Annotated in this window: 16 protein-coding genes; 7 read left to right on the forward strand and 9 right to left on the reverse strand. The window is 68.5% G+C overall.

Translation table 11 applies throughout. The features are described from left to right. Positions 1-11 precede the first annotated feature (11 nt). From ABTW65_RS16385 to ABTW65_RS16420, 8 genes are all read right to left on the reverse strand, one after another. The gene (locus tag ABTW65_RS16385) at positions 12-4,148 is read right to left on the reverse strand and encodes a glycosyltransferase (RefSeq protein ID WP_350661849.1); all 4,137 of its coding nucleotides are present in this window, start codon (positions 4,146-4,148) and stop codon (positions 12-14) included. 105 nt (positions 4,149-4,253) lie between these two features. Then, positions 4,254-5,450: a glycosyltransferase family 8 protein gene (locus ABTW65_RS16390; RefSeq protein ID WP_350661851.1), complete on the reverse strand. Its 1,197-nt coding sequence runs from the start codon at positions 5,448-5,450 to the stop codon at positions 4,254-4,256. A 328-nt stretch (positions 5,451-5,778) separates the two neighbouring features. Continuing rightward, positions 5,779-6,645, reverse strand: coding sequence for a bifunctional DNA-formamidopyrimidine glycosylase/DNA-(apurinic or apyrimidinic site) lyase (gene mutM / locus ABTW65_RS16395; RefSeq protein WP_350661853.1), 867 nt, complete (start codon positions 6,643-6,645; stop codon positions 5,779-5,781). Between the two features lie 12 nt (positions 6,646-6,657). Then, the gene (gene rnc, locus ABTW65_RS16400) at positions 6,658-7,356 is read right to left on the reverse strand and encodes a ribonuclease III (protein WP_350661940.1); all 699 of its coding nucleotides are present in this window, start codon (positions 7,354-7,356) and stop codon (positions 6,658-6,660) included. A gap of 20 nt (positions 7,357-7,376) precedes the next feature. Next, positions 7,377-7,562, reverse strand: coding sequence for a 50S ribosomal protein L32 (rpmF, locus tag ABTW65_RS16405; protein WP_008358292.1), 186 nt, complete (start codon positions 7,560-7,562; stop codon positions 7,377-7,379). A gap of 66 nt (positions 7,563-7,628) precedes the next feature. Continuing rightward, positions 7,629-8,183, reverse strand: a complete 555-nt coding sequence (locus ABTW65_RS16410; protein WP_350661856.1) for a YceD family protein — start codon at positions 8,181-8,183, stop codon at positions 7,629-7,631. Between the two features lie 41 nt (positions 8,184-8,224). Beyond that, positions 8,225-9,604 (reverse strand): ArnT family glycosyltransferase, encoded by a 1,380-nt coding sequence (locus tag ABTW65_RS16415; RefSeq protein ID WP_350661858.1) that lies wholly within the window; start codon positions 9,602-9,604, stop codon positions 8,225-8,227. Next, the gene (locus tag ABTW65_RS16420; protein ID WP_350661860.1) at positions 9,556-10,560 is read right to left on the reverse strand and encodes a lysylphosphatidylglycerol synthase domain-containing protein; all 1,005 of its coding nucleotides are present in this window, start codon (positions 10,558-10,560) and stop codon (positions 9,556-9,558) included. The genes ABTW65_RS16415 and ABTW65_RS16420 overlap by 49 nt, the downstream gene beginning before the upstream one ends. A gap of 94 nt (positions 10,561-10,654) precedes the next feature. Here ABTW65_RS16420 and ABTW65_RS16425 point away from each other — a divergent pair, with 94 nt between their 5' ends. The 7 genes from ABTW65_RS16425 to ABTW65_RS16455 all read left to right on the forward strand — a co-directional run bounded on the left by ABTW65_RS16425 (position 10,655) and on the right by ABTW65_RS16455 (position 20,129). Then, entirely contained in the window at positions 10,655-11,761 is a 1,107-nt protein-coding gene (locus ABTW65_RS16425; protein WP_350661862.1) for a glycosyltransferase family protein, read from the forward strand. Further along, the gene (locus ABTW65_RS16430) at positions 11,758-12,540 is read left to right on the forward strand and encodes a class I SAM-dependent methyltransferase (RefSeq protein WP_350661864.1); all 783 of its coding nucleotides are present in this window, start codon (positions 11,758-11,760) and stop codon (positions 12,538-12,540) included. The genes ABTW65_RS16425 and ABTW65_RS16430 overlap by 4 nt, the downstream gene beginning before the upstream one ends. A gap of 89 nt (positions 12,541-12,629) precedes the next feature. Then, entirely contained in the window at positions 12,630-15,410 is a 2,781-nt protein-coding gene (locus ABTW65_RS16435; protein ID WP_350661866.1) for a YfhO family protein, read from the forward strand. 65 nt (positions 15,411-15,475) lie between these two features. Beyond that, entirely contained in the window at positions 15,476-17,089 is a 1,614-nt protein-coding gene (locus ABTW65_RS16440) for an acyl-CoA synthetase (RefSeq protein ID WP_350661868.1), read from the forward strand. 2 nt (positions 17,090-17,091) lie between these two features. Then, a complete protein-coding gene (locus tag ABTW65_RS16445) occupies positions 17,092-17,916 on the forward strand; it encodes an enoyl-CoA hydratase (RefSeq protein ID WP_350661870.1) in 825 nt (274 codons plus the stop codon). A gap of 201 nt (positions 17,917-18,117) precedes the next feature. Then, positions 18,118-19,176 carry a glycosyltransferase family 2 protein gene (locus ABTW65_RS16450; protein ID WP_350661872.1) on the forward strand — a complete coding sequence of 353 codons (1,059 nt, stop codon included), beginning with the start codon at positions 18,118-18,120 and terminating at the stop codon, positions 19,174-19,176. After that, positions 19,173-20,129, forward strand: coding sequence for a hypothetical protein (locus ABTW65_RS16455; RefSeq protein ID WP_350661874.1), 957 nt, complete (start codon positions 19,173-19,175; stop codon positions 20,127-20,129). The genes ABTW65_RS16450 and ABTW65_RS16455 overlap by 4 nt, the downstream gene beginning before the upstream one ends. Here ABTW65_RS16455 and ABTW65_RS16460 read toward each other — a convergent pair. Beyond that, positions 20,038-21,582 carry a phospholipid carrier-dependent glycosyltransferase gene (locus ABTW65_RS16460; RefSeq protein WP_350661876.1) on the reverse strand — a complete coding sequence of 515 codons (1,545 nt, stop codon included), beginning with the start codon at positions 21,580-21,582 and terminating at the stop codon, positions 20,038-20,040. The two genes, ABTW65_RS16455 and ABTW65_RS16460, sit on opposite strands and share 92 nt — an antisense overlap. Positions 21,583-21,622: the final 40 nt, after the last annotated feature.

Here is a 21,622-nt window from a genome sequence, read left to right on the forward strand (position 1 = left end):
CGTCATGGCCGTCAGAGAAGCGGCGCCGTGTCGACGTCGTCCGGGCCGATCACGCGACCGTCGTCCGCGACACCTCGGATGCGCTGCAGCAAGGCATCGCGGGAGACTCCCACGCCGTGCTCGAGATGATCGAACACCTTCTCCAGCACGAGGTCGTTGTTGCCCTGGAAAGCGTTGCGGCGCCACAGAGCGACCGTCTGGGCCTCCTGGATCTGCTGGTAGCCGGCCCGCTCGCGCGGCATCCAGACCGGGTAGCCGTTGGCGGTCGCCATCGCCTTGAGCCACAGGTCGTCGGCGTACAGCGCGGTCTCGGAGATCGCGTCGAGGTCGAAGGTCGCTGTGGGCAGCGAGTGCGGCGGGTAGAGCACCCCTCCGATGCCTGTCGGAAGGAGCTGATAGCTCGCCTTGCCACGCAGATAGTTGCAGTCGTAGATCCACCCGTCGTAGGAACGAAGGGTGCCCTCGGGCCGGAACATGGCCAGGTTCGCACGCTGGCAGATGATGGCGTGGGGGTTCGCCAGGTGACCCTCGTACAGGGTCTCGACGAGGTTCTCGTCGTAGACGACGTCGTCGTCGACGGTGACGACGAGTGCGTCGGGATACTCCTGTACCGCGTAGAAGTACTTCTTGTGCGGCGCGATGTCGCCGTCCACCCAGCGGATCCGGAAGCAGTCGTCCTGACGTTCCAGGACCTCGTTCGGGACATCGGCCTCTCGGTTGGGGAAGTTCTCGGTGGAGAGCCACAGGAGCACCTTGTCGGGGCGCTTCGTCTGGTCCACGAGGGAGTCGATGCACGGGCCGATGGTGAGCATCCGGTGAGGAATCGAGGTGAGCGAGACCACGACGTCGCGGGTGGCAGAAGGAACTCGTCCACGGCGTCGATCGGCCCTCGACGTGGCCGGCTGGATCCTGCGGCCGGCCCCGGCGGCGATCCGGCGCTCGAACAGACCGGCGAGGTCCTTGGTGTACGCGTCCATGCTGGCCCGCTCGTCATACGCCCGGCGGGATGCTTTGCCCATCTTCTCGAGCGTCGAGGCCTTCTTGTCCATCACGGCCATGAAGGCGTCGCGGAGGGACATCACGTCGCCGGTGTCGACCACTAGGCCGTTCGCGTTGCTGACCATGTACTTGGCGCCGACGTTCTCCGTCACGATCAAGGGCTTGGACAGCATCGCTCCCTCGAGTGCGACGAGGGAGCACGACTCGTCGCGCGACGCGACGACCACGGTGTCCATCTGTGAAAGGAGCTCGATCTTCTTTCGCTCGTCGGAGATCACACCGTGGTAGTGAATGTTCTCCTCGTCTGCGATCTGGCCGAACACGTAGGAGCTGACCGACGTACCACTGTTGATGAACCCACCTGCGAAGTGCAGCTCTGCGCGAGCCCGATACTCCTCCGGCATGGCCTTGTAGGCGGCGATGAAGACGTCGAATCCCTTGCGGTGCTCGATGGTGCCGAGCTGGACGAACCTGAACTTGCCGCCGGCCGCGATCTCGTACGGCTGTGCGTACTCGGAGACGTCCACGACGCTGTTACGCACGACCTCGACGGGCCCGTCGGCGTGCTCCGCGACGGCTGCAGCCGCGTACTCGCTGACCACGCAGATGCTGCGGCTCTGACGCAGCGTCTCCTGGCGCTCCGGGGCTGCGGCGAAGAAGTCAGGCAGGTTGGTCGCCTCACGCACGTACCAGACGAGCGGGATCCGGCCCTCCAGGGCGCGCACGTAGTCGTCGGTCGCGACCGTGTTGCACACGACGAGCTCGACGCCGCTCTCGATGAGCTTGCTGATCCGCTTCGGGCCCAGCTGGCCGGCGCGCATCACCTTCACGGAGACGCCGAGAGCTGCGAACTCCTTCGAGAAGGGGCCGGGCTTCGCGGTCCAGACCACGGGCTCGTACCCCAGAGACATCGCGACCTTGCACATCCGGTGCAGGCTCCGGGGCGTGCCGGTGTAGGTCATCTCCGGGGACACGAACACGATGCGCCGCGAGCGCGAGACCTGGGCGGAGTCCTTCGACTCGCCAGCAGGCTCGAGGGCCCGGATCGGCCCACCGAGGTCGAACAGGTCACCGAATCGCTCGGTGTGCGTCTCCTCGCCGAACAGAGCCGGTGTGGCGTCGTAGAGGAAGTCCTTGTAGACCTCGTGGGAGTACGACTCGTTCTCGATCGCCGCCTTCAACGGGTTGAACGCAACATACGGAGAGATCGGGCGGATGTCCTGGTAGTTCTTGGAGCGGGCCAGGTACGCCTCGACGAAGTCGACGATCCCGCGCTGCATCTCGGTGATCTGCTCGACGTTGCGCGGAGCGTTGTTCCCGCGGACGGCAACAGCTCGGCCATCCTCGAACCCGTAGCCCACAACGCTGGAGGCGACCTCGGTGAACAGGTACTCGAGCGGGTGGTGCAGCAGGTCCGTCTTGCGTGCTGCCTTCGGTCCACTGGGCATCATGAACCTGGTCAGGTCCAGGTTTGCCATCGGCGAGTAGGCATATGCGCTGATGAAGCCGTCGGACACCATGTCGGTGACCTGCTCGGTGCGGCTCGTGCACATCAGCGCGCCGGAGACCTCGAGAGCTCGGTCAGCCAACGCGGTGCGGAAGAAATGCCGAAGGGCGGTGATACAGGTGCCGCTCCAGCCGATGTCGACGATCAGCACCCGCTTGGCATCGCCGACGGCCGCACTGAAGTACTCCTTCGCCGCGTCGACGCTGGTGCGGTTGTGCTCCTCGATGACGTGCTTGTGGTCCCAGAAGAACCGATCCAGACGTCGCCGCGTGGCGCTGGCCGGGAACAGGAACCGCTCGATGTCCGCTTCGTCCAGGTACGGCAGCAGGTAGTCGAACCCCGTGTCGATCAGGAGCTGCTCGATGGTCTTGGTGTTGTTGGACTCGTTGAACCAGCGGAAGAAGGAGCGCCCGACGAAGTCGTCGAAGTTCAGGTCGAGCGTGATCCCGGCGGCCGCATAGCGGGAGATGTCGATGTAGACGCCCTCTGCGCTGCCGTAGAAGCGGTCGTAGACGCGCGAGATCACGTCGCAGTCGCGGCCGCAGAACAGGATCCGGTCGATGCCCTTCTCGCGTACGACCGACTCGAGGAACTCGCAGAACCCCGCGGCCAGGACACCGCCGACGCGGTAGCCGTGCGTGTAGTGCAGGCCTTCGGTCCAGGTGCCGGAGCCGATCGAGTTGTTGACGGCCGCGCCGTAGAAGCTGCCCGCCAGCGTCTCCATGTACGGCTCCCGAACGAGTCGTCGCTGGTCCTCGTTGTACACGGCCGGAAGACCGACCCGTTCGGACTGTTCGACATCTGCCTCGAGGTTGTCGCCGACGTGGACGATCGACGTCTCACTGCCGTAGTACTCCAGGAGGACCTGCTGCAGCGTGCCGTCGCCCTTGCGGCGAAGGTACTCGTTCGACAGGTAGATCTTCTCGTAGCCCGCATATCCGTTGCGGACGAGCATCTCCTCGATGACCTCCCGTGAAAGGTACATGTCCGAGGTGAACACGACAGTCTTGCCCTTGGCGAGGAGCCGGTCGAAGACGTCCTTGATGAACGGGTTCGCTTCGGCCAGCTCGATCTCGAGGTCGCGCTCGAGCACCTCCCACTCCGGTTCCGCGCCGTATCGCTCCACCATCACGGCGTAGATCTCACGCAGGGTGACCTCTCGGGACCCCTTGTAGTTGTCGTTCTCCCGACGCGCGTGCTCCTCCGCCTGCTTGCGGATACTCGGGAACCTGTCGATGCCGAGCCTCGACCCCAAGATCCGGAAGACATCCTTCGGGAACTCCACCGCTCGGTACAGCGCCGTATCGAACACATCGAACGAGACGACGTCGTACGCGGCCAGGGTCTCGACCATCTCCTCGACGCTGAGCCGCTCAGCACTGTCGGGCTTGAGGTAGTACGGCCGCCCGCTCTCCAGCTCGGTGCCATCGGGCTCTCCCAGCCGCGCGCGAAGGCGCTCGATCTTCGCGTTCAGACCCGACTGCCGGTCCAGGAGCCGGGTGTAGCGGGACACGACCGGACCGCCGCTGGTCGGACGACCGAACAACACCAGCTTGTGTTCGCCGTCCACCTCTGCGACGCGCACCATCCGATGACGCAGCCCGAGCTTGTTGGTCGGTTCCTCGCCCATACCGGCAGGCATGGTTCCTCCTTGTGTTTCTGGGTGACGACAGTGCGGGCCTTCGAGTCGGCCTGCGGTGGGTCTGGTTTCGATCGAGCTGGCTCTCACGGCCCGCCGCGATGCGGGCTACTTCTCGATGACCTGGGTTCGCAGCTGTGGCGAACGGGCATCCCGCTTGAACGAGTTGCGGATGACACGAGGTCCGGAGGTCATCAAGGACCCGATCCTGAAGGACACCGACCTGCGCGTGTCGGCGAGCTCCCGATCACGGCCCTGGAGCTCTTGCTCGAGGGTGACCACACGGTTTCGCAACCGCTTGCGTACGGCTGAGGTGACCCCGGCTGCCGCCGCGACCGCGTCGGCGAGATACGTCGCCACGATCTCGGCGCACATCGGGCTCATCGCCGCGTACTGCCACCATCGCTCAGCGAAGTCGGCCGAGACATCCATCCATGGCTTGCGCTTGTCCGCGAAGTGGATGATGACCGGCGAGCTCATCGCCTCGTCGTACTCGTCCTGGGACCAGACCCGCTGGACGGCCGGCCTGCTCCAGAACTCCTCTACGTTCTTGGGGCCGTACTTCGTCATCAGGTTGAAGCGGAGCGGAAGATGGCGGATGCCGTCGTAGCAGACGATGTTGATGATGTCCTGGTCGTCTGAGTCGAACTCCTTGGCGGAAAGCTCGAGGAACTTCTCGACCAGACCCTCCTCACGCATCTTCTTCAGGTTCATCACCATGACGCCGGAGTTGACGTAGCGCTGGAAGGAAGGGAGGCCCATCGCTCGCGCGGCCTCGGCCGAACGAAGGTGGTACGCGGCCGCCGGCACCGCGGCGACGTACACGTCATGCACGTCCTGCGCGTAGAGCGGCGACAGATCGTTCTCGATGATGGTGTCCACGTCGAGGTAGATGATCTTGTCGACGTCCGGAAAGAGGTCGGGCAGCTTGAGCCGGAAGTACGCAGGTGCCGTCAGGTGCGAGGTGCTGACCTTGACGTCGGCGAAGCCTTCGACGACGACGAACGTAACGGTGTTGCCCGGGTAGCGACTCTCGAAGCTGAGGATCTGGTCGCGTACGTCCGCCGGGTACTCCTCCGCCACCAGGATCTTGAGGTCGTACCTGGTGTCGGTTCCCGAGTTCTCCAACATCGACGTGATCGCCACCGACATGGGCTTCGCGTAGTTGAGGTCGGCGGCCATGGCGACCGGGATGGTTCGGGTCTGCTCGGCCTGAGCGTTGGCTACGCGGGGTTGCGGTAGTTCCAGATCCTGCGGGCGCGTTGTGGGCGCATGATCGGATACGGCGAGCTTGTGGGGAGCCACCTGTTGTCCTTGTCGAGCTGTTGACCAACCGATGGCAGGGCGTGTGGTTCACGCCTGTGCGGTATGGGTGGGCCGTGGTTTGTCTTCCCCGAGATCCGGATGACCACGTCGCCACCCGGCAAAACCGCCAGCCCGAACAAGGCGGTGCATCGTCCGCTCCCCCGCCCGGAGCAGAGCTGCACCCAGGACGAACGGAGACGAACGGACCAGAGATTAACCCACTGGAATCCGGTTTCCTTAACCAACGCTGAGGATCGTCGGAACTGTCATATGGCCGCAACATTCGGAGGATCCGAAGGGGCTGTGGGCAATAGCCCAAATGGACTATTTACCCCTGGATTCGGCGGACTCGAGGTGCCGGCTGGCAGGTGGGGCAGAAGTAGGAGGAGCGGTTCATGAAGGCGGTGCGACGCATCTGCGCACCGCACCGGTCGCAGGGCTCGCCCTCACGTCCGTACGCAGCGAGCGACCGCTCGAAGTAGCCCGACTCGCCGTTCACGTTGACGTAGAGCGCGTCGAAGGACGTGCCGCCCTGGGCCAGCGCCTCGGTCATCACGTCGCGTACGTGGCCGAGCAGCTCGCGCACCTTCGGGCCGGTCAGCCGGTCCCCCGGCCGTTCGCCGTGCAGCTTCGCGCGCCAGAGCGCCTCGTCGGCGTAGATGTTGCCGACGCCGCTGATCACGCTCTGGTTGAGCAGGATGCGCTTGATGCCGCTGGAGGAGCGGCGTACGCGGGCCACGACCGCCTCCGCGTCGAAGGCGGCCTCGAGCGGGTCGGGGGCGATGTGGACGATCTCGGGCGGGAGCTCGGCTCCGCCGGGGCTGATCGAGAGGCCGCCGAACATTCGCTGGTCGACGAAGCGGAGCTCGCGGCCCTCCGCGGCGCCGTCGAGGCGGATGCGGACGCGCAGGTGCCGCTCGTCGGGCGACTCCGGCGGCTGGACGAGCATCTGCCCGCTCATGCCCAGGTGGGCCATGAGGGCGTCGCCGGAGTCCAGCGGCAGCCACAGATACTTGCCGCGGCGGCGGGCACCGGTGAGAACGCGGCCCCTCAGCTCCTCGGCGAAGGCCGAGGCACCGGCGAGGTGGCGGCGTACGGGCCTGGGGTGCAGGACCTCGACGGCGACGATCCTCGCGCCGAGAACGTGGCGCTCGAGGCCGGCGCGTACGACCTCGACCTCGGGGAGCTCAGGCAAGGACAGTCCGTCTCAGGCGGAAGAGGAGGCGGCGGCTTGGATCTCGCCGTAGGCCGTCTCCGCGGCGGCCTGCTCGGCCTCCTTCTTGGAGCGGCCGACGCCGTTGCCGTAGAGCTGGTCGCCGACTCGGACCTTCGCGGTGAAGGTCTTCATGTGGTCGGGGCCCTCGTCGGTGATGACGTATTCGGGCACACCGAGTGCACGCTCGGCGGCGAGCTCCTGCAGGGAGGTCTTCCAGTCGAGCCCGGCACCGAGGTCGGAGGCCGCCTCGATGAGGGGGTCGAAGAGTCGGTGGACGAGGACCGTGGAGACCTCGATGCCACCGGAGAGGTGGACCGCTCCGATCACCGCTTCCACGGTGTCGGAGACGATCGACGCCTTCTCGCGCCCACCGGTGGCCTCCTCGCCACGGCCCAGCTTGATGTGCTGGCCGAGGCCGATGGCCTGACCGACCTCGGCCAAGGCGCGGGCGTTCACAACTGCCGCCCGCAGCTTGGCCAGCTTGCCCTCGGGCAGGTCGGGGTGGATGCGGTAGAGGGTCTCGGTGACAACGACGCCGAGCACCGAGTCGCCCAGAAACTCCAGGCGCTCGTTGGTGGGCAGGCCACCGTTCTCGTAGGCGTAGGACCGATGGGTCAGCGAACGCTCAAGCAGCTCGGGGTCCAGGATCGGATCCCCGAGCGCTTTGCGAAGCTCGGCGTAGTTGGTCAGGAGACTAACCGCGTGTCAGATCAGAGGACCTGGCGACGCTCGGCGCGAGCGCCGTACTGGCCGCACTCGCCGCACGCACGGTGCGGGATGTGCTTGGCGCCGCAGGCGGGGTTCGCGCACGTCACCAGGGTCGGCGCAACGGCCTTCCAGGCCGAGCGGCGGTGGCGGGTGTTGCTGCGCGACATCTTCCGCTTCGGGACAGCCACTGTTTTCTCCTCTTATTCGGCCGGTCGGATCTCGACCGGCTACTGAAGCCTAGTTACTGGCGAACTCTAGTTGCTGGGCTCATCTTTCAGCGAAGCCAGCCCCGCCCAGCGCGGGTCGACCTTGTCGCCGTGGTTGTGCCCGGGATCATCCGCGAGCCGCGCCCCACACTCGGGGCACAGTCCCGGACAGTCGTCCTGGCACATCGGCTGGAACGGCAGTGCGAGCACCACCGCATCCCTGAGCACCGGCTCGAGGTCGATCAGGTCGCCCTCGGTCCGGCTGGTCTCGTCGTCCTCGTCAGGGGCCTGGCCGTCACGAGAGTCGTTGTAGACGTACAGCTCCTGGATGTCGACCTCGGCTTCATCCTCGATCGGCTCCAGGCACCGCACGCACTCGCCCTCGAGGACAGCAAAAGCCGTCCCCGTGACCAGCACACCCTCCATGACCGCCTCGAGCCGCAGGTCGAACTCGACCGACGAACCCTCAGGGACAGAGAGGACTTCAATACCAAGATCCGCCGGCGCCGGCACCGTCAGCTCTACGTGACGCTCGGACCCCGGGCGGCGGCCGAGCTCGCGTGTATCGAGCACGAGCGGCGCTCTCGGGTCCAGGGCAGTCATGTTTCACTTCCGGATGAGGGCACGACAGATCAGATGAGATCTTACCGGGACCGGACGACGGCGACCAAAAGGACGGTCACCACACCGATCACGCACGCCACACCGGCGACGCCCGCGGCGACCCAGGCCGCCGACTGGAAGACAGGCGCGGTGGCCAGGTCGCCACCGCCGGGGTTCGGCGGGGCGATGTGGGCGGCGAAGACCGCGAACGCCGCCGCGGCCCAGACCGCGACCGCCGGCCCCGCCAGGCGTGGGGTGGCGGCGAGCCCGAGTGCGGTGAGCAGGCTCGTCACGACGGTGAGCGGGATGAGATAGCGCCAGTACGCTCCCCCGCCACCGGCCGCGTAGTTGAGCTGGATCCCGACGATGACCGCGGTCAGGGCGAGCAGCAGCAGCGCCGTCGCCACCCGTACGGGCTCGCGTCGCGGCCGGGACAAGGCGCGGAGGCCGACCACCAGGCCGAGCACGAGCGGAGCGAGGGTGAGCACGGCGCCGATGGTGACATGCTGCTGGAGAGCCGGCGGGATCAGGAGCTGGCGCCAGATGTCCGGGTCGGTGGCGACGTCGAGCACGGGGCGTACCTCCCGTTCCTCGAGGGGGCTGCCGGGCTTGCCGACCAGGTCGGTCTGCATGCCGGACCAGTTGCCGGTGGCGCGGAAGTTGCGAATGTAGAACCATGCGTTGACGGCGACGGCGAGGAGCACCGCGACGCCCAGACGCAGGATGCCCGCCCAGTCCCGGCGCGGGCCGAACAGCCAGACCAGGCCGAGGGTCGTCGCGCACAGGCCGATGAAGACGACAGCGGGGAGCCGGGTGCCGAGGGCGGCTGCGGCGTACAGGCCGAAGAGCACCAACCCGCAGGTCCGGGGCCCGTTGCGGAGCAGCCAGACGGTCTGGCCGACCAGGAGGGTGGCCCACAGCACGAACAGGTTGTCGTTGAAGACGACGCCGCCGAGCCTGGTCAGCGCCGGGCTGAGCGCGGTGACCAGCCCGGCCGCGATCGACACCTCGGGGCGGCTGGGGACGATCTGGCGCGTCGTCCACATCACCGCGGCCACGACCAGGCAGGTGATCACGAGGGCGATGCCGCGTGCAGCCATCCCGGCGGCGAGCAGGTGGCCGGCGTCGGTGAGCGGTCCGACCGCGGGTGCCAGCAGCAGGTAGAAGAGCGGTGGATGCTGGCCGGTCCAGTCGAAGGGCAGCGTGTAGCCCCAGATCTGTGGCATCCGCATCGGGTCGCCGATGCTGATCAGGGTGCCGTGCCAGAGCTGGTAGGCGTGGTCGACGTGAGCGACCTCGTCCTTGGTGCCGTAGAGCGGCGAGGAGAGCGCGTAGCCGGCACACACGCCGGCACAGGTGATGAGGTTGGCGATCAGGCCGGCGGTCCAGAGCTGTGGTGCGGTGGGCCGTGCGGTGGGCACAGAGGTCTCCCGAGTGGTTCGTTGGGTGAGGAGGCTGGTGAGGGAAGGTCGCCGGCGCGACGGGTCAGGAAGGCGGCGCCCAAGGCGACGACGACATCGACCAGGACGGCGATGCCGCGGGCCAGCAGGGCGACCAGTAGCGCCAGCCCGGGCGAGAGGACGCCGGAGAGGGCGACGACCAGGACCGCCTCGCGCAGCCCGGCGCCGGCCGGGAGCCCGATCGCGGCCATGCCCAGGCTGAACCCGAGCGCGTAGCCGCCGACGCTGGCCAGCAACGAGGGCAGCGGATCGCCACCCAGGCCGACCACGACCACCCAGATCTGGAGGCCGAGCAGGAGCCAGACGACGCCCTGCAGTGCGAGCGCCGTGCCGATCCCCCGCCAGGTCGGCAGCACCTCGAGCGGCTGGCGTCGCAGCAGCCGCAGCCCGGTGTCGACCACCTTCGCGAAGACCGGCGGATGCAGCGCCACCAGAATCAGCGGCAGGAGCAGAATCGCCCACCAGTAGCGCGCGAACGTCTCCTGCCCGAGGAACGGCATCAGCAGCACCGAGACCATCACCCCGGCGCCGACGGCGATCGCCAGCACGAGGACGCCCTGGGTCAGGGACGTACGCCGCGGCACCCGCTCGGCGCGGGCGAGCTCCATCTGCCCGACGATCGTCCACACCGAGCCGGGCAGGTACTTCCCCAGCTGGCTGACGTAGAAGATCCTGGCCGCGGGCACCAGCGGGAGCGGCGAGCCGAGATCGGCCAGCACCACCCGCCACATCAGCAGCGCGACGCCCTGGGCGAGCACGGTCAGCGTGAAGGCGACTCCGAGCACCCACAGCGGCAGCTCCTCGAAGCCCCGCACGAGCGCGTCCCAGTTGCGGTGGACCGCGTACGCCGCCACGAGGACGACGATCGCGACGACCACCGCCTTGAGCGGCACCGCCTTCGTCCAACCTCGGCCCACGGGTCCTCCTTGGCAGCACTTTTCGGGTGCCGACATCTCAGATGCGGGGTGTGCTGCTCGATCTTTCCTTGACCTCGACCCTAACGTTGAGGTGATGCACATCGTCGCCTTCGGCACCTACGACGTGGCCTCCCATCCGCGGGTCGCGGTACTCATCGAGGGCTTACGCGCCTGTGGCGCGGAGGTCACCGAGGTCAATCGGCCGCTTGGCCTGGACACCGCGGCGAGGGTGGCGATCCTGCGACAACCGTGGCGGCTTCCGCTGCTCGTGCTGCGCCTGCTGACCTGCTGGAGCGGGCTCGTCGCCGAGTCGCTGCGACGGCGTCGGCGCGGGCGTCCCGACGCCGTCCTGGTCGGCTATCTGGGCCACTTCGACGTACATCTGGCCCGTCTCCTCCATCCGCGTTCGACCATCCTGCTCGACCACATGGTCTCGGCGGCCGGCGTCGCCACCAACCGGCGGCTGGCCGGCTCGGACGGGTTGAAGCTGCGCCTGATGAAGGCGATCGACGCGATGGCGCTGAAGCAGGCCGACGTGGTCATCGTGGACACGGTCGAGCAGCAGGAGGGACTGCCCGAGGACGTACGCCGGCACTCGGTCGTGTGCCCGGTGGGTGCAACCACGGAGTGGTTCGACGCGGGCGCCAAGGCGCTCGAACGGCCGACCGAGGCGCCGCTGCAGGCAGTCTTCGTCGGGCTCTTCTCCCCCACCCACGGCGCGCCGGTGATCGCCGACGCCCTCGACATCCTCGCCGACGACGAGCGGATCGAGGTGACGATGGTGGGCCAGGGCCAGCAGTACGAGGAGGCCCGGCGCCTCGCCGCCGGCAACCCACGAGTCTCCTGGGTCGACTGGGTCGACGCCGATGAGCTGCCGGACTTCGTCGCCGGGTTCGACGTGAGCCTCGGCATCTTCGGCACCGTCCCGCAGGCACGCCGAGTGGTGCCCAACAAGGCGTTCCAGGGCGCCGCGGCCGGCGCCGTGGTCGTCACCTCCGACACCGCGCCCCAGCGGCGGATGCTGGAGAGCGCGGCCATGCTCGTCTCCCCCGGAAGCGCGGAGGAGCTCGCCTCCGCCCTGACCAAGCTCGCCGACGACCCGGACGAGGCCCAGCGCCTGCGCGAGGCCGCCTACGAGCAGGCCCGGGAGCACTACACCCCGCAGGCCGTCGCCTCCCCCATCCTCGAATGTCTTACGTGAACCGAACCCGACCCAGGAACCAGATGACGCTCAACGCCACCGACCGCCCGCTGCCTCCGCTCGCACCCCGCGCCTGGCTCCGCTACGACGTCGTCAGCCGCATCATCGACCGACTGGCTCCGGCGACGGCGCTGGAGATCGGCTGCGGCCAAGGTGCCTTCGGCGCCCGCCTGGCCACCCGCGCCGACTACCTCGGGGTCGAGCCCGACGCGGACTCGTTCGCGGTGGCGTACGAGCGGATCACGTGCATGGGCGGCACGGTGCTCAACGCGATGTCCTCGGAGCTGGAGTCGGGCAGGACGTACGACATGGTCTGCGCCTTCGAGGTGCTCGAGCACATCGAGGACGACAAGGGGGCGCTGGCCGAGTGGGTCACCCACATCCGCCCCGGCGGGCAGCTGGTGCTCTCGGTGCCGGCCTTCCAGGAGCGGTTCGGGCCGATGGATCGGCATGCCGGGCACTTCCGTCGCTACAGCCCTGAGGAGCTGTCCAACCGGCTCGAGGAGGCCGGTCTGGGCGAGGTCGACATCACCGTCTACGGCTGGCCGCTCGGTTACGCCCTGGAGGCGGTCCGCAACCGGATCGACGCCAGGAAGCTGGAGAAGGTGGGCGACCTCACACCCGAGGAGCTCACCCGGGCGACCGGGCGTACGTTCCAGCCCAGCGGCCAGCTCAAGGGCGCGGCCATCGCGCTCGCGACCAGCCCGTTCATGGCCTTGCAGCGGCTACGGCCCGACACCGGCACCGGGCTGGTGGCCGTCGCGACCAAGCGCGACTGACCCGCCGGGCGGCCGACCGAAAGACAACTTGAGCGATCTACCGCGCGCGCTACCTGCGCCCGTTCCCGACTACTCATAGATTTCCGGCTGTGATCCCATCCGATCGGTGGCGCTCGGGCGTCGTACTGGCACTCCTCGCCCTCTTCGTCGCGGTGACCTTCGGTCCCGCGCTCGTGGGTCAGGGGATGCTGCTGGACACCGGATGGCTGCACGCGATGATGCCGTACGCCGCCGACGGCCCGATCCCGCAAGGGACGCTGTGGTGCCGCGGCGACACCTGGGACTACTACCTGCCTGGCGTCGAGAACATCGTCGAAGGCGCGCGCCACGGCAACTGGCAGACCTGGGCGCCCTACGAGGTGGGCGGCACGCCGCTGGCCTCGCTGCCGAACCACGCCGTGCTGAGCCCGGTCTCGTGGCCCTACTGGGTGATGCCTCTGTGGCTGGCGCCCGCGTGGGTGAAGCTGACCGAGCTGGTTCTGGTGCTGGCCGGGATGGTGTTGTTCCTCGGCCGGCTCGGGGTACGGCGCAGCATCGCGCTGGTCGCCGGGCTGGTCTTCTTCACCTCCGGGTTCATGATGATGTGGACCAACTGGCCGCACACCAAGGTCGCCTGCCTGATCCCGCTGCTGCTGTGGGCGCTGGACCGTGCGGTGCGGGAGCGCGGTGCGCGCGATCTAGCCGCCGTGGGCGTGGTCGTCGCCGCGATGCTGCTCGGCGGGTTCCCGGCGGTGACGATGTTCGCGCTGACCCTGGGTGGGATCTACGTGGTCGTCCGGGCGCTCGCGCTCGGCGACACGCGCCGCACGCTCGTCGCGGGCGGCATCGCCGCCGGCGGGGTCGGGCTCGGGGTCGCGCTCTCCGCGGTCCAGCTGCTCCCCTTCGCGCTCAACATGAGCGCTCTCGGGCTCGAGGAGCGGGTCCCCAACCAGGTCAAGCCCGCCAGTCTCGTGCTGACCACCGTCGCCCCCGACGTCTACGGCACCTGTGTCGACGGGCTCTGGGCCGGCGAGGACAATCCGATCGAGTCGATCTCATTCATCGGCGTCGCGGCGCTGATCCTGGTCCTGTGCGCCCTGATCGTCAGGCTCCCCGGCGGACGCCGCCCCTCGACGCCTGCCCTGCTCGCGGTCGTGCTGGCCGCGGTCGTCTGGCTGCTGTGGATCGGCGGGCTGCCGCTCGAGCTGCTCCAGAAGCTGCCCGGCTACAGCTCCAACAGCTTCGGGCGGGCGAACTCGATCTTCGGGTTCCTGTGTGCGGTCCTGGCCGGGATCGGGCTGGAGCGTCTGGTCCAGCGGGCCGAGGCGTCCAAGTCTTCCGATGGGGAGGGTCGGTCCTGGCGTCCGCGTCTGGTGGTGGCGCTGGTCGTGCTGCTGGCGGCCGCCGGGGTGGCTGCGTACTTCCTGTTTGCGGCGTACGCCTACATCGACGGCGCCCCGCGGCCGATCCCGGACGTCGCCGCGAAGCTGCGGGTACCCGCGCTGCTGGGAGTGGTCTCGGTCATCGCGGTGGCGGCGACGCTGCTGCTGCGCGGCCGGCTGCGGCTGCTGGGCCCGCTGGTGCTCGTGCTGGCCGTGCTCGCGCAGAGCACGATGTTCGCGCGCGAGGTGCTGCCGCTCACCGACCGTGACGAGTTCTACCCGGTGACGCCGGCCCACGAGTTCCTGAAGGAGAACCTGGGCGAGGAGCGCTACGGCGCCTCGAGCTGGGAGCACACGGGCGTCGCCGACCACTACCGGCTGCGTACGCCGACGGGCCATGAGTTCACCTCGCCGGAGTGGAAGGCGCTGATCGCGGCGGTCAGCCCTGATGCCCAGCTGTCCCCGACCTACAGCGACTTCCCCGCCAACATCCCCACGCCGGGGCGTCAGCCGGTGCTCGACCAGCTCTCGGTCCGCTACTGGGTGACCCAGCCGATGGAGGACATCGGAGCCGCCGAGCCGACGCCCGTGCCGACCGCGCAGCGGCAATTGCTGACCGTGATGCCCGACCAGCAGGCGACGTGCCAGGTCCCGAAGGGCAGCCTGCGCGGGGTCGAGGTCACCGTGCCCAATGGCCTGAAGCCGCGGGCGCAGATGCCGACGCTCGTCCGGGTGAGCGTCGGGGCCGGCGCCGAGAAGGTCACGTCCGAGCGGGCCATCGCCGTCAACCGCCCGCTCAAGCGCGGCGAGAAGCTGCGCGTCGCGATCCCCGACCACCGCTTCACCTCCGGTCCGGTGCCGGTCACCGTCTCCTTCGAAGGGAAGCGGCAGCCTGTCCACCTGGCCGGCCGCGCCGACGGGTCCGCGGTCTGCACGGCGGTCCGGCCGGAGAAGGGCGACGGCCTCCGGGTGGTGCACGCCTCCGCCGGCGCGGTCGTCTATGAGCGCGCGAGCGCGCTGCCCCGGATCCGCTGGGCCGGCACCAGCGAGGTCGTGACCGACGGGCCCACACGAGTGCAGCGGTTGACCGAGGGCGTCGCCCCCGGCACGGTGCTCCTCGACGACGACTCGACCCCGGCCGCGTCCGGCTCGACCGCCCAGGTGGACGTACGCCGCGACGAGGCCGAGACGATCTCGGCCGAGGTCACCGCGGACGGAGACGGCTACCTGGTCGTCGCCGACTCGATCGCCCGCCCGGGCTGGTCGGCGACCGTCGACGGCCGCCCGGTGGACCTGGTCGCCGGCAACCACGCCTTCGCCGCGGTACCGGTCCCCGACGGCGAACACACCGTCACCCTCCGTTATGACGCACCCGGTCTGCGGGCTGGGGCGGTGATCTCCGCGGTCGGCGTTCTTGTTCTTCTCGCCCTCCTGTTCATCCCGACCGTGTTCCGCAGGTGGCGGCGAAGCAGGAACGACTCCTTGGCCCCGAAGGATGTCGATATCTAGAACACGTTCCACCCAGCGACACCGCAGGCGTGACACCGGTCCGCCGAGGTACCAAGGTCTCGCTCATGGCTGTTCAGATCGCCGACCTGTTCGAGCATGTTGTCGATGTCGTCCCGGAGCGACCGGCGTTGATCGCCGGCGAGGTGCGCTACACGTACGCCGAGCTGGACGCGGAGGCCAATCGCTTCGCTCATCACCTGCTCGGTGCCGGGATCGAGCCGGGCGAGCATGTCGGTCTGATGGCCCGCAACGTGGCCGAGCATGTGGTCGCGATGCTCGGGTGCTTCAAGGCGCGGGTGGTGCCGATCAACGTCAACTACCGCTACCTCGAGGCCGAGCTCGACCATCTCTTCGAGAACTCCGGGATCGTCGGCCTCGTCCACGAGGACCGCTATGCACCGGTGCTGGCGGGAGTCGTGTCAGGGCATGAGCACCTTCGGCATGTGATGTCGATCCGCGACGGCAGCGGCGAGAGCGCGGCGTACGAGTCGATCGACTGGCGGACGGCGCTCGATCGCGAACCCGCGACGAGAGGGTTCGGCGAGCGCAGCGCTGATGACGTCTTGATCATCTACACCGGCGGGACGACGGGTTACCCCAAAGGCGTGGTGTGGCGGCAGGAGGATGCCTGGCGGGCGCTGGGAGGCGGCACCGACTTCGCGACCCGGGAGCCGATCGAGGAGTTCGCGCCGTCACGGGCCGCGGCCGAGAATCCGTCGCCACTGGTCTCGCTCCAGCTCGGGCCGATCATGCACGCCAGCGGGCAGTGGGCGATGTTGATGCGGTTCATCACCGGGCAGACCAACGTACTTCTTCCCAAGTTCGACCCGCCGACGATCTGGCGGACCTTCGAGGCCGAACGGATCAACACGATCTCATTGGTCGGGGATGCGATGGCACGTCCGCTGATCGAGGAGTTCGAGCGCGGCGCCTACGACGGCAGCACGCTGACGACCGCGACCAGCGCGGCCGCGCTCTTCTCCGTCGAGGTCAAGGAGCGGTGGATCAAGGCGTTCCCGGACGCGGTGGTGCTCGATGTCATCGGCTCGTCCGAGACCGGGATGACCGGCAACGGACGGATCGAGCACGAGACGCTGGCGGACAAGGGGTCGCTGGTGCACCTCGGCCCGGGAACGGCCGTGGTCGACGAACGACACCGGATCATCGATCCGAGCGAGGTCGGTGCGATCGGGTTGATGGCACGCTCGGGCACCATCCCGATCGGCTACCTGGGCGATCCGGAGAAGACCGCGCGGACGTTCATCGAGATCGACGGCATCCGGTACGCAGTGCCCGGCGACTATGTCCAGATCGAGGAGGGCCATCGGCTGACCCTGCTCGGGCGCGGGACGGGCTGTATCAACACCGGCGGCGAGAAGGTCTTCCCCGAGGAGGTCGAGGTCGCTCTCAAGTCGCATCCGGGAGTCTTCGATACCCTCGTCTTCGCGCTCCCCGACCCGACCTACGGCCAGCAGGTCGCAGCCCTCATCGAGCCCCGGCCAGGTGTCGCACTCGACGTCGAGGGCGTCCGCGCGCACCTGCGCACCCGGCTCTCGGGCTACAAGGTCCCGCGCACCGTGCACGTCGTCGAGAAGGTGCCCCGACACGTGACCGGCAAGGCCGACTATCGCCGCGCCCGGGAGATCTCTGACGCCCTCTGCGCCGAGAAGGTGAGCTGACCATGTCGTACGTCACGGTCGACTGCCCCGCCGACGGCGTCGCCGTCGTCACCCTGGACCGTCCCGAGCGGATGAACGCCATGTCGTTCGACGTCATGGTGCCGGTACGCGACCAGCTGGTCGAGATCGGCCACGACAACAGCGTCCGGGCGATCGTGATCACCGGCGCCGGCCGTGCGTTCTGCGCCGGCGCGGACCAAGAGTCGGCGGGACGGCCACCGCACACCGAGGGGCTCGCCCGACCGGGCTACGCGTTACGGTCGCTGGATCTCCTGGAGGACGTGATCGGAACGATCCGCCGCCTGCACCAACCGGTCATCGCGGCGGTCAACGGTGCGGCCATCGGTGGCGGGCTCTGCCTGACTCTCGCCTGCGACATCCGGATCGCCTCCACCGCGGCGTACTTCCGTGCAGCCGGTATCAACAACGGCCTCACCGCGAGCGAGCTCGGGCTCAGCTATCTGCTGCCGCGGGCGGTCGGCTCCAGCCATGCGGCGGATCTGATGTTCACCGGCCGCGACCTGAGTGCTGAGGAGGCCGCCCGCATCGGGCTCGTCTCGCGGCTGGCCGACCCGGTGCTCGAGGAGGCCATCGCGATCGGGACGCGGATCGCGGAGCTCTCCCAACCGGGCATCGAGCTGACCAAGAAGTCGCTCCATGCCGGGATCGCAGCCGGTTCGATGGAGAGCTACATGCCGATCGAGGGCATCGGCCAGCTCTACCTGCGGCTGCTCACCGACAACTTCGAGGAAGCCACGCGCGCCCGCAAGGAGGGGCGGCCGGCACGCTTCCGCGACGACCTGCCCCGACCTCCGGCCCGTCCATAGCCCACCGACCTGCCCGGCTCACGGGCGAACGAGCGGACACGGCATAGACCGGTGTTGAACACCAGGTTTCCCTAGCACATACGCCGGATGACACCAGCGAGGGGGCGTGGGGCCGCAGAATCCACGCGGTAATGTGGCGGCTCAGAAGCCCCTCATCTGCCCGAATTCCGTGTTCGGTCCCACTACTTGCCTGAGGTCCCTGTGAAGCTTGTCGTACAAGTCCCCTGCCTCAACGAGGAGGAGACGCTCCCGTCCGTGCTGGAGTCGATTCCGAAGCAGATCCCCGGAATCGACGAGATCGTGATCCTGATCGTCGACGACGGGTGCACCGACCGGACGGTCGAGGTGGCCAAGGAGCACGGCGTGCGCGAGTTCGTGCACCACTCCCGCAACCAGGGTCTCGGCCGGAGCTTCCACGACGGTGTGGTCCGCGCGCTCGAGCTGGGCGCCGACATCGTGGTCAACACCGACGGCGACAACCAGTACCCGCAGGACCGCATCACCGACCTGGTCCAGCCGATCATCCACGGCCAGGCCGACATCGTCATCGGCGACCGGCAGGTCGACCAGATCGAGCACTTCTCCGGGCTGAAGAAGAAGCTGCAGAAGGTCGGCTCCAAGGTGGTCAACATGGCCGCCGAGACCGACCTGCCCGACGCGGCCAGCGGCTTCCGCGCCTACTCGCGCGAGTCGTTGATGCTGCTCAACACCGTGACCCGCTTCTCCTACTGCATGGAGACGATCATCCAGGCGGGCAACAAGCGGATGAAGATCGCCTCGGTGCCGATCGAGACCAACGCCAAGACGCGTGAGTCGCGGCTGTTCAAGTCGATGCCGGAGCACATCATGAAGTCGGGCGCGGCGATCGTGCGCTCCTACATGATGTACAAGCCGTACGCCATCTTCGTCTGGCTCACCGCCTTCTTCTTCGTCCTCGGGGCGATCCCGTTCTTCCGCTACCTCGTGCTGTGGATCAGCGGCGACAACGGCAACCACATCCAGTCGCTGCTGCTCGGTGGCGTGCTGATCAACCTGGCCTTCATGTCCGCGATGCTCGGCGTGATCTCCGACCTGATCCGCACCAACCGGGTGCTCATCGAGGACGACCTGGAGCACACCAAGAAGGCTCGCTTCGGCAAGTCCGGCACCGAGATGCTCCGCGACCAGACCTCGGTCGCCGAGTTCGACCTGCCGCACACCCAGGCCCGCGCGAGCAAGTCATCTGCCCAGTCCGGCGAGACGTGGACGACCAGCCTGTGACAACGACCCACTCCGACCCGGTCTCCGCAACGGAGGCCGGGTCGTCGGCTACGCCCAGTCTGAAGAAGCGGCTGCTGAAGATCGTGCTTGCCCTCGTCGTCGTGCTCGGCGGCGCCTATCTGGTCTGGCGCCAGCGCGCCGACCTGGCCATCGCGGTCCAGGAGCTGAGCCTCGGCCGTGTCGCGATCGCCGGGGTCCTGGCGATCGTCGGCACCATGCTGATCGGCCAGATCTGGGTCGCCATCCTGCACGGCATGGGCATCCGGCCGTCGCTGCGTGAGTCCCACTCGGTCTTCTACGTCTCCCAGCTGGGCAAATACCTGCCCGGGTCGGTGTGGCCGGTCGTCGCGCAGATGCAGTTCGGGCTGCGCTGGGGCGTCGCCCGCCGGACGATGCTCGGCGCCAACATCCTCTTCATGGGCGTCGTCGTCGCCAGCGGCATCGGCGTCGGCGCGCTCCTGCTCCCCTGGTCCTCGTCCGAGGGCCTCGACCGCTACTGGTGGCTGCTGCTCCTGCTGGTGCCGCTGGCCATCTGCCTGCACCCGCGCGTCGTCCCGGGCGTGCTCGACTGGCTCTTCGACCGGCTCGGCCGGGAACCTCTCGGCGTACGCCTCACCGCGCGGGGTCTCTTCACCGCGATCGGCTGGGCGGTGCTCGCCTGGGTCGCCTTCGGCCTCCACCTGGCCGTGATGATGCAGTCGTACGCCTCGATCGGGCTGGTCGAGGTCGCGGCCGCGACCGGTGGGATGGCCCTGGCCTGGGCCGCGGGGATCGCGTTCATCCCCGCCCCGGCCGGCGCGGGGATCCGCGAGGCGCTGCTCGCCCTCACCCTCGGCCCGATCATCGGGGTCCCCGAGGCGCTCACCGTCGCGCTCGCCTCGCGGGTCCTCCTGCTTCTTGCCGATGTGGTGCTGGCTGGTCTGGGAGCGATTCTCGGGCGGCGTACGTCCTAGCCGGGCGGGCCGCGATGCAGACGGCGAGCACACCGCACGCCACGCCCACGGCGACCACGAGCCCGGCGCCACGCGACTCGGAGTTCGGCAGGCGGCCGACGTACGTCACCGAGTCGACGAACCAGCCGAAGATCAGCAGGGCATAGCCACCCAGCGCGAACGTGATGACGGATGCCGCAAGGTCGGCCCGAGGCTTGCGCCGGCCGAGTGGGATCAGGTCGACGAGCGTCATCACGCCGAGGGCGAGCGCCGTGGCCAGCAGCGGCATGAGCGGCATCAGATAGCGGTCGTTCGGGTTCCCTCCACCCGCGACGAACCCGACCAGGTTCGCCAGGATGACGGCCGCGTGGACTGTGAGCAGCAGCCAGCCAGCGCGTGAGGTGGGCAGGTCTGTCGGTCCGGTCGCCCTGCGGCGGACGAGCAGCACGAGAAGGCCGATCACCGCGACGACGGCCAGCACGTCGGCCGCCGCCGCGTACCCCTCGGCCAGCACCGGTGCCCACAGGCGCTCGTACCAGTCCATCCAGAGCGAGCCGTCCGTCAGGATCTGCCACCAGGTCCCGTTCGGCTCCCGGTCGAACTTGTCCAGCAGCGCATCCGAGGCGGTCGGGTCGCCGTAGAGGACGATGTTGCGGACGTAGAACCAGCCGGTGGCGAGCGCCGGCACACCGGTGGCCACGGCCGAGGCAGCCAGGGCGCGGATCACCCCGCGACGGGAGTGGTCCCTCAGGAGCAGAGCCACCGCGATGGCCGCACCACACAGGACGACGGTCAGAACCCCCGGCGCCTTCGCCGCCGCCGCGGCGGTTCCGGCCAGCGCGACCAGCGCCAGGCGCCTCGGGGACAAACCGCGGTTGAGGATCCGGATCGTGGCCAGCAGGGTCAGCGACGACGCCGCGACCGCGACCCCGTCGTTGGCGATGTGCCCGCCGGCGGTCACCAGCACCGCACACGAGGCGCTGATCCCCGTTGCCAGGAACGCGACCGCCGCCCGCCGGGTCACCTCGAAGGCGATCAGTCCCGCCAGCAGTACGCACAGCGCGGAGCCGACGGCGTTGATGAGCCGCATCCCGGCGATCATCACCTGAGGTGCGTCGAGCGCCCCGGCCGCGGTCACGAACGGCAGCGACATCAGGTAGTAGAGCGGAGGGTGGTTGGCGGTCCAGATGTGCCGGTGCGGCTCATCCGCCATGGTCTCCAGGCCCTTGACGACCTGGGGATAGCGGCGGGCATCGGTCGTGACGGGCGTGTCGATAGTCGGCAGCCGTCCCGAGGCCAGCTCCACCGCATAGCCGGCGTTCGGCCCCTCGTCCCGGGTCTGGTACTGGAGCGACCGGGTCAGCGCGACGTAGCTGCTCAGACTCAGCGCGAAGAACGCCATCAGCACCATCGCCGCCAGCAGCCGCTTCTGGAGTCGTACCTCGGCGCGGTCCTCACTGGGAGAGCGGAGCATTCACGACCTTCGGATGAGCTTGCGGGCGATCGAGATCCTA

Origin of the sequence: Nocardioides sp. NPDC127503, assembly GCF_040302165.1 — a bacterium.
GTDB lineage: Bacteria > Actinomycetota > Actinomycetes > Propionibacteriales > Nocardioidaceae > Nocardioides.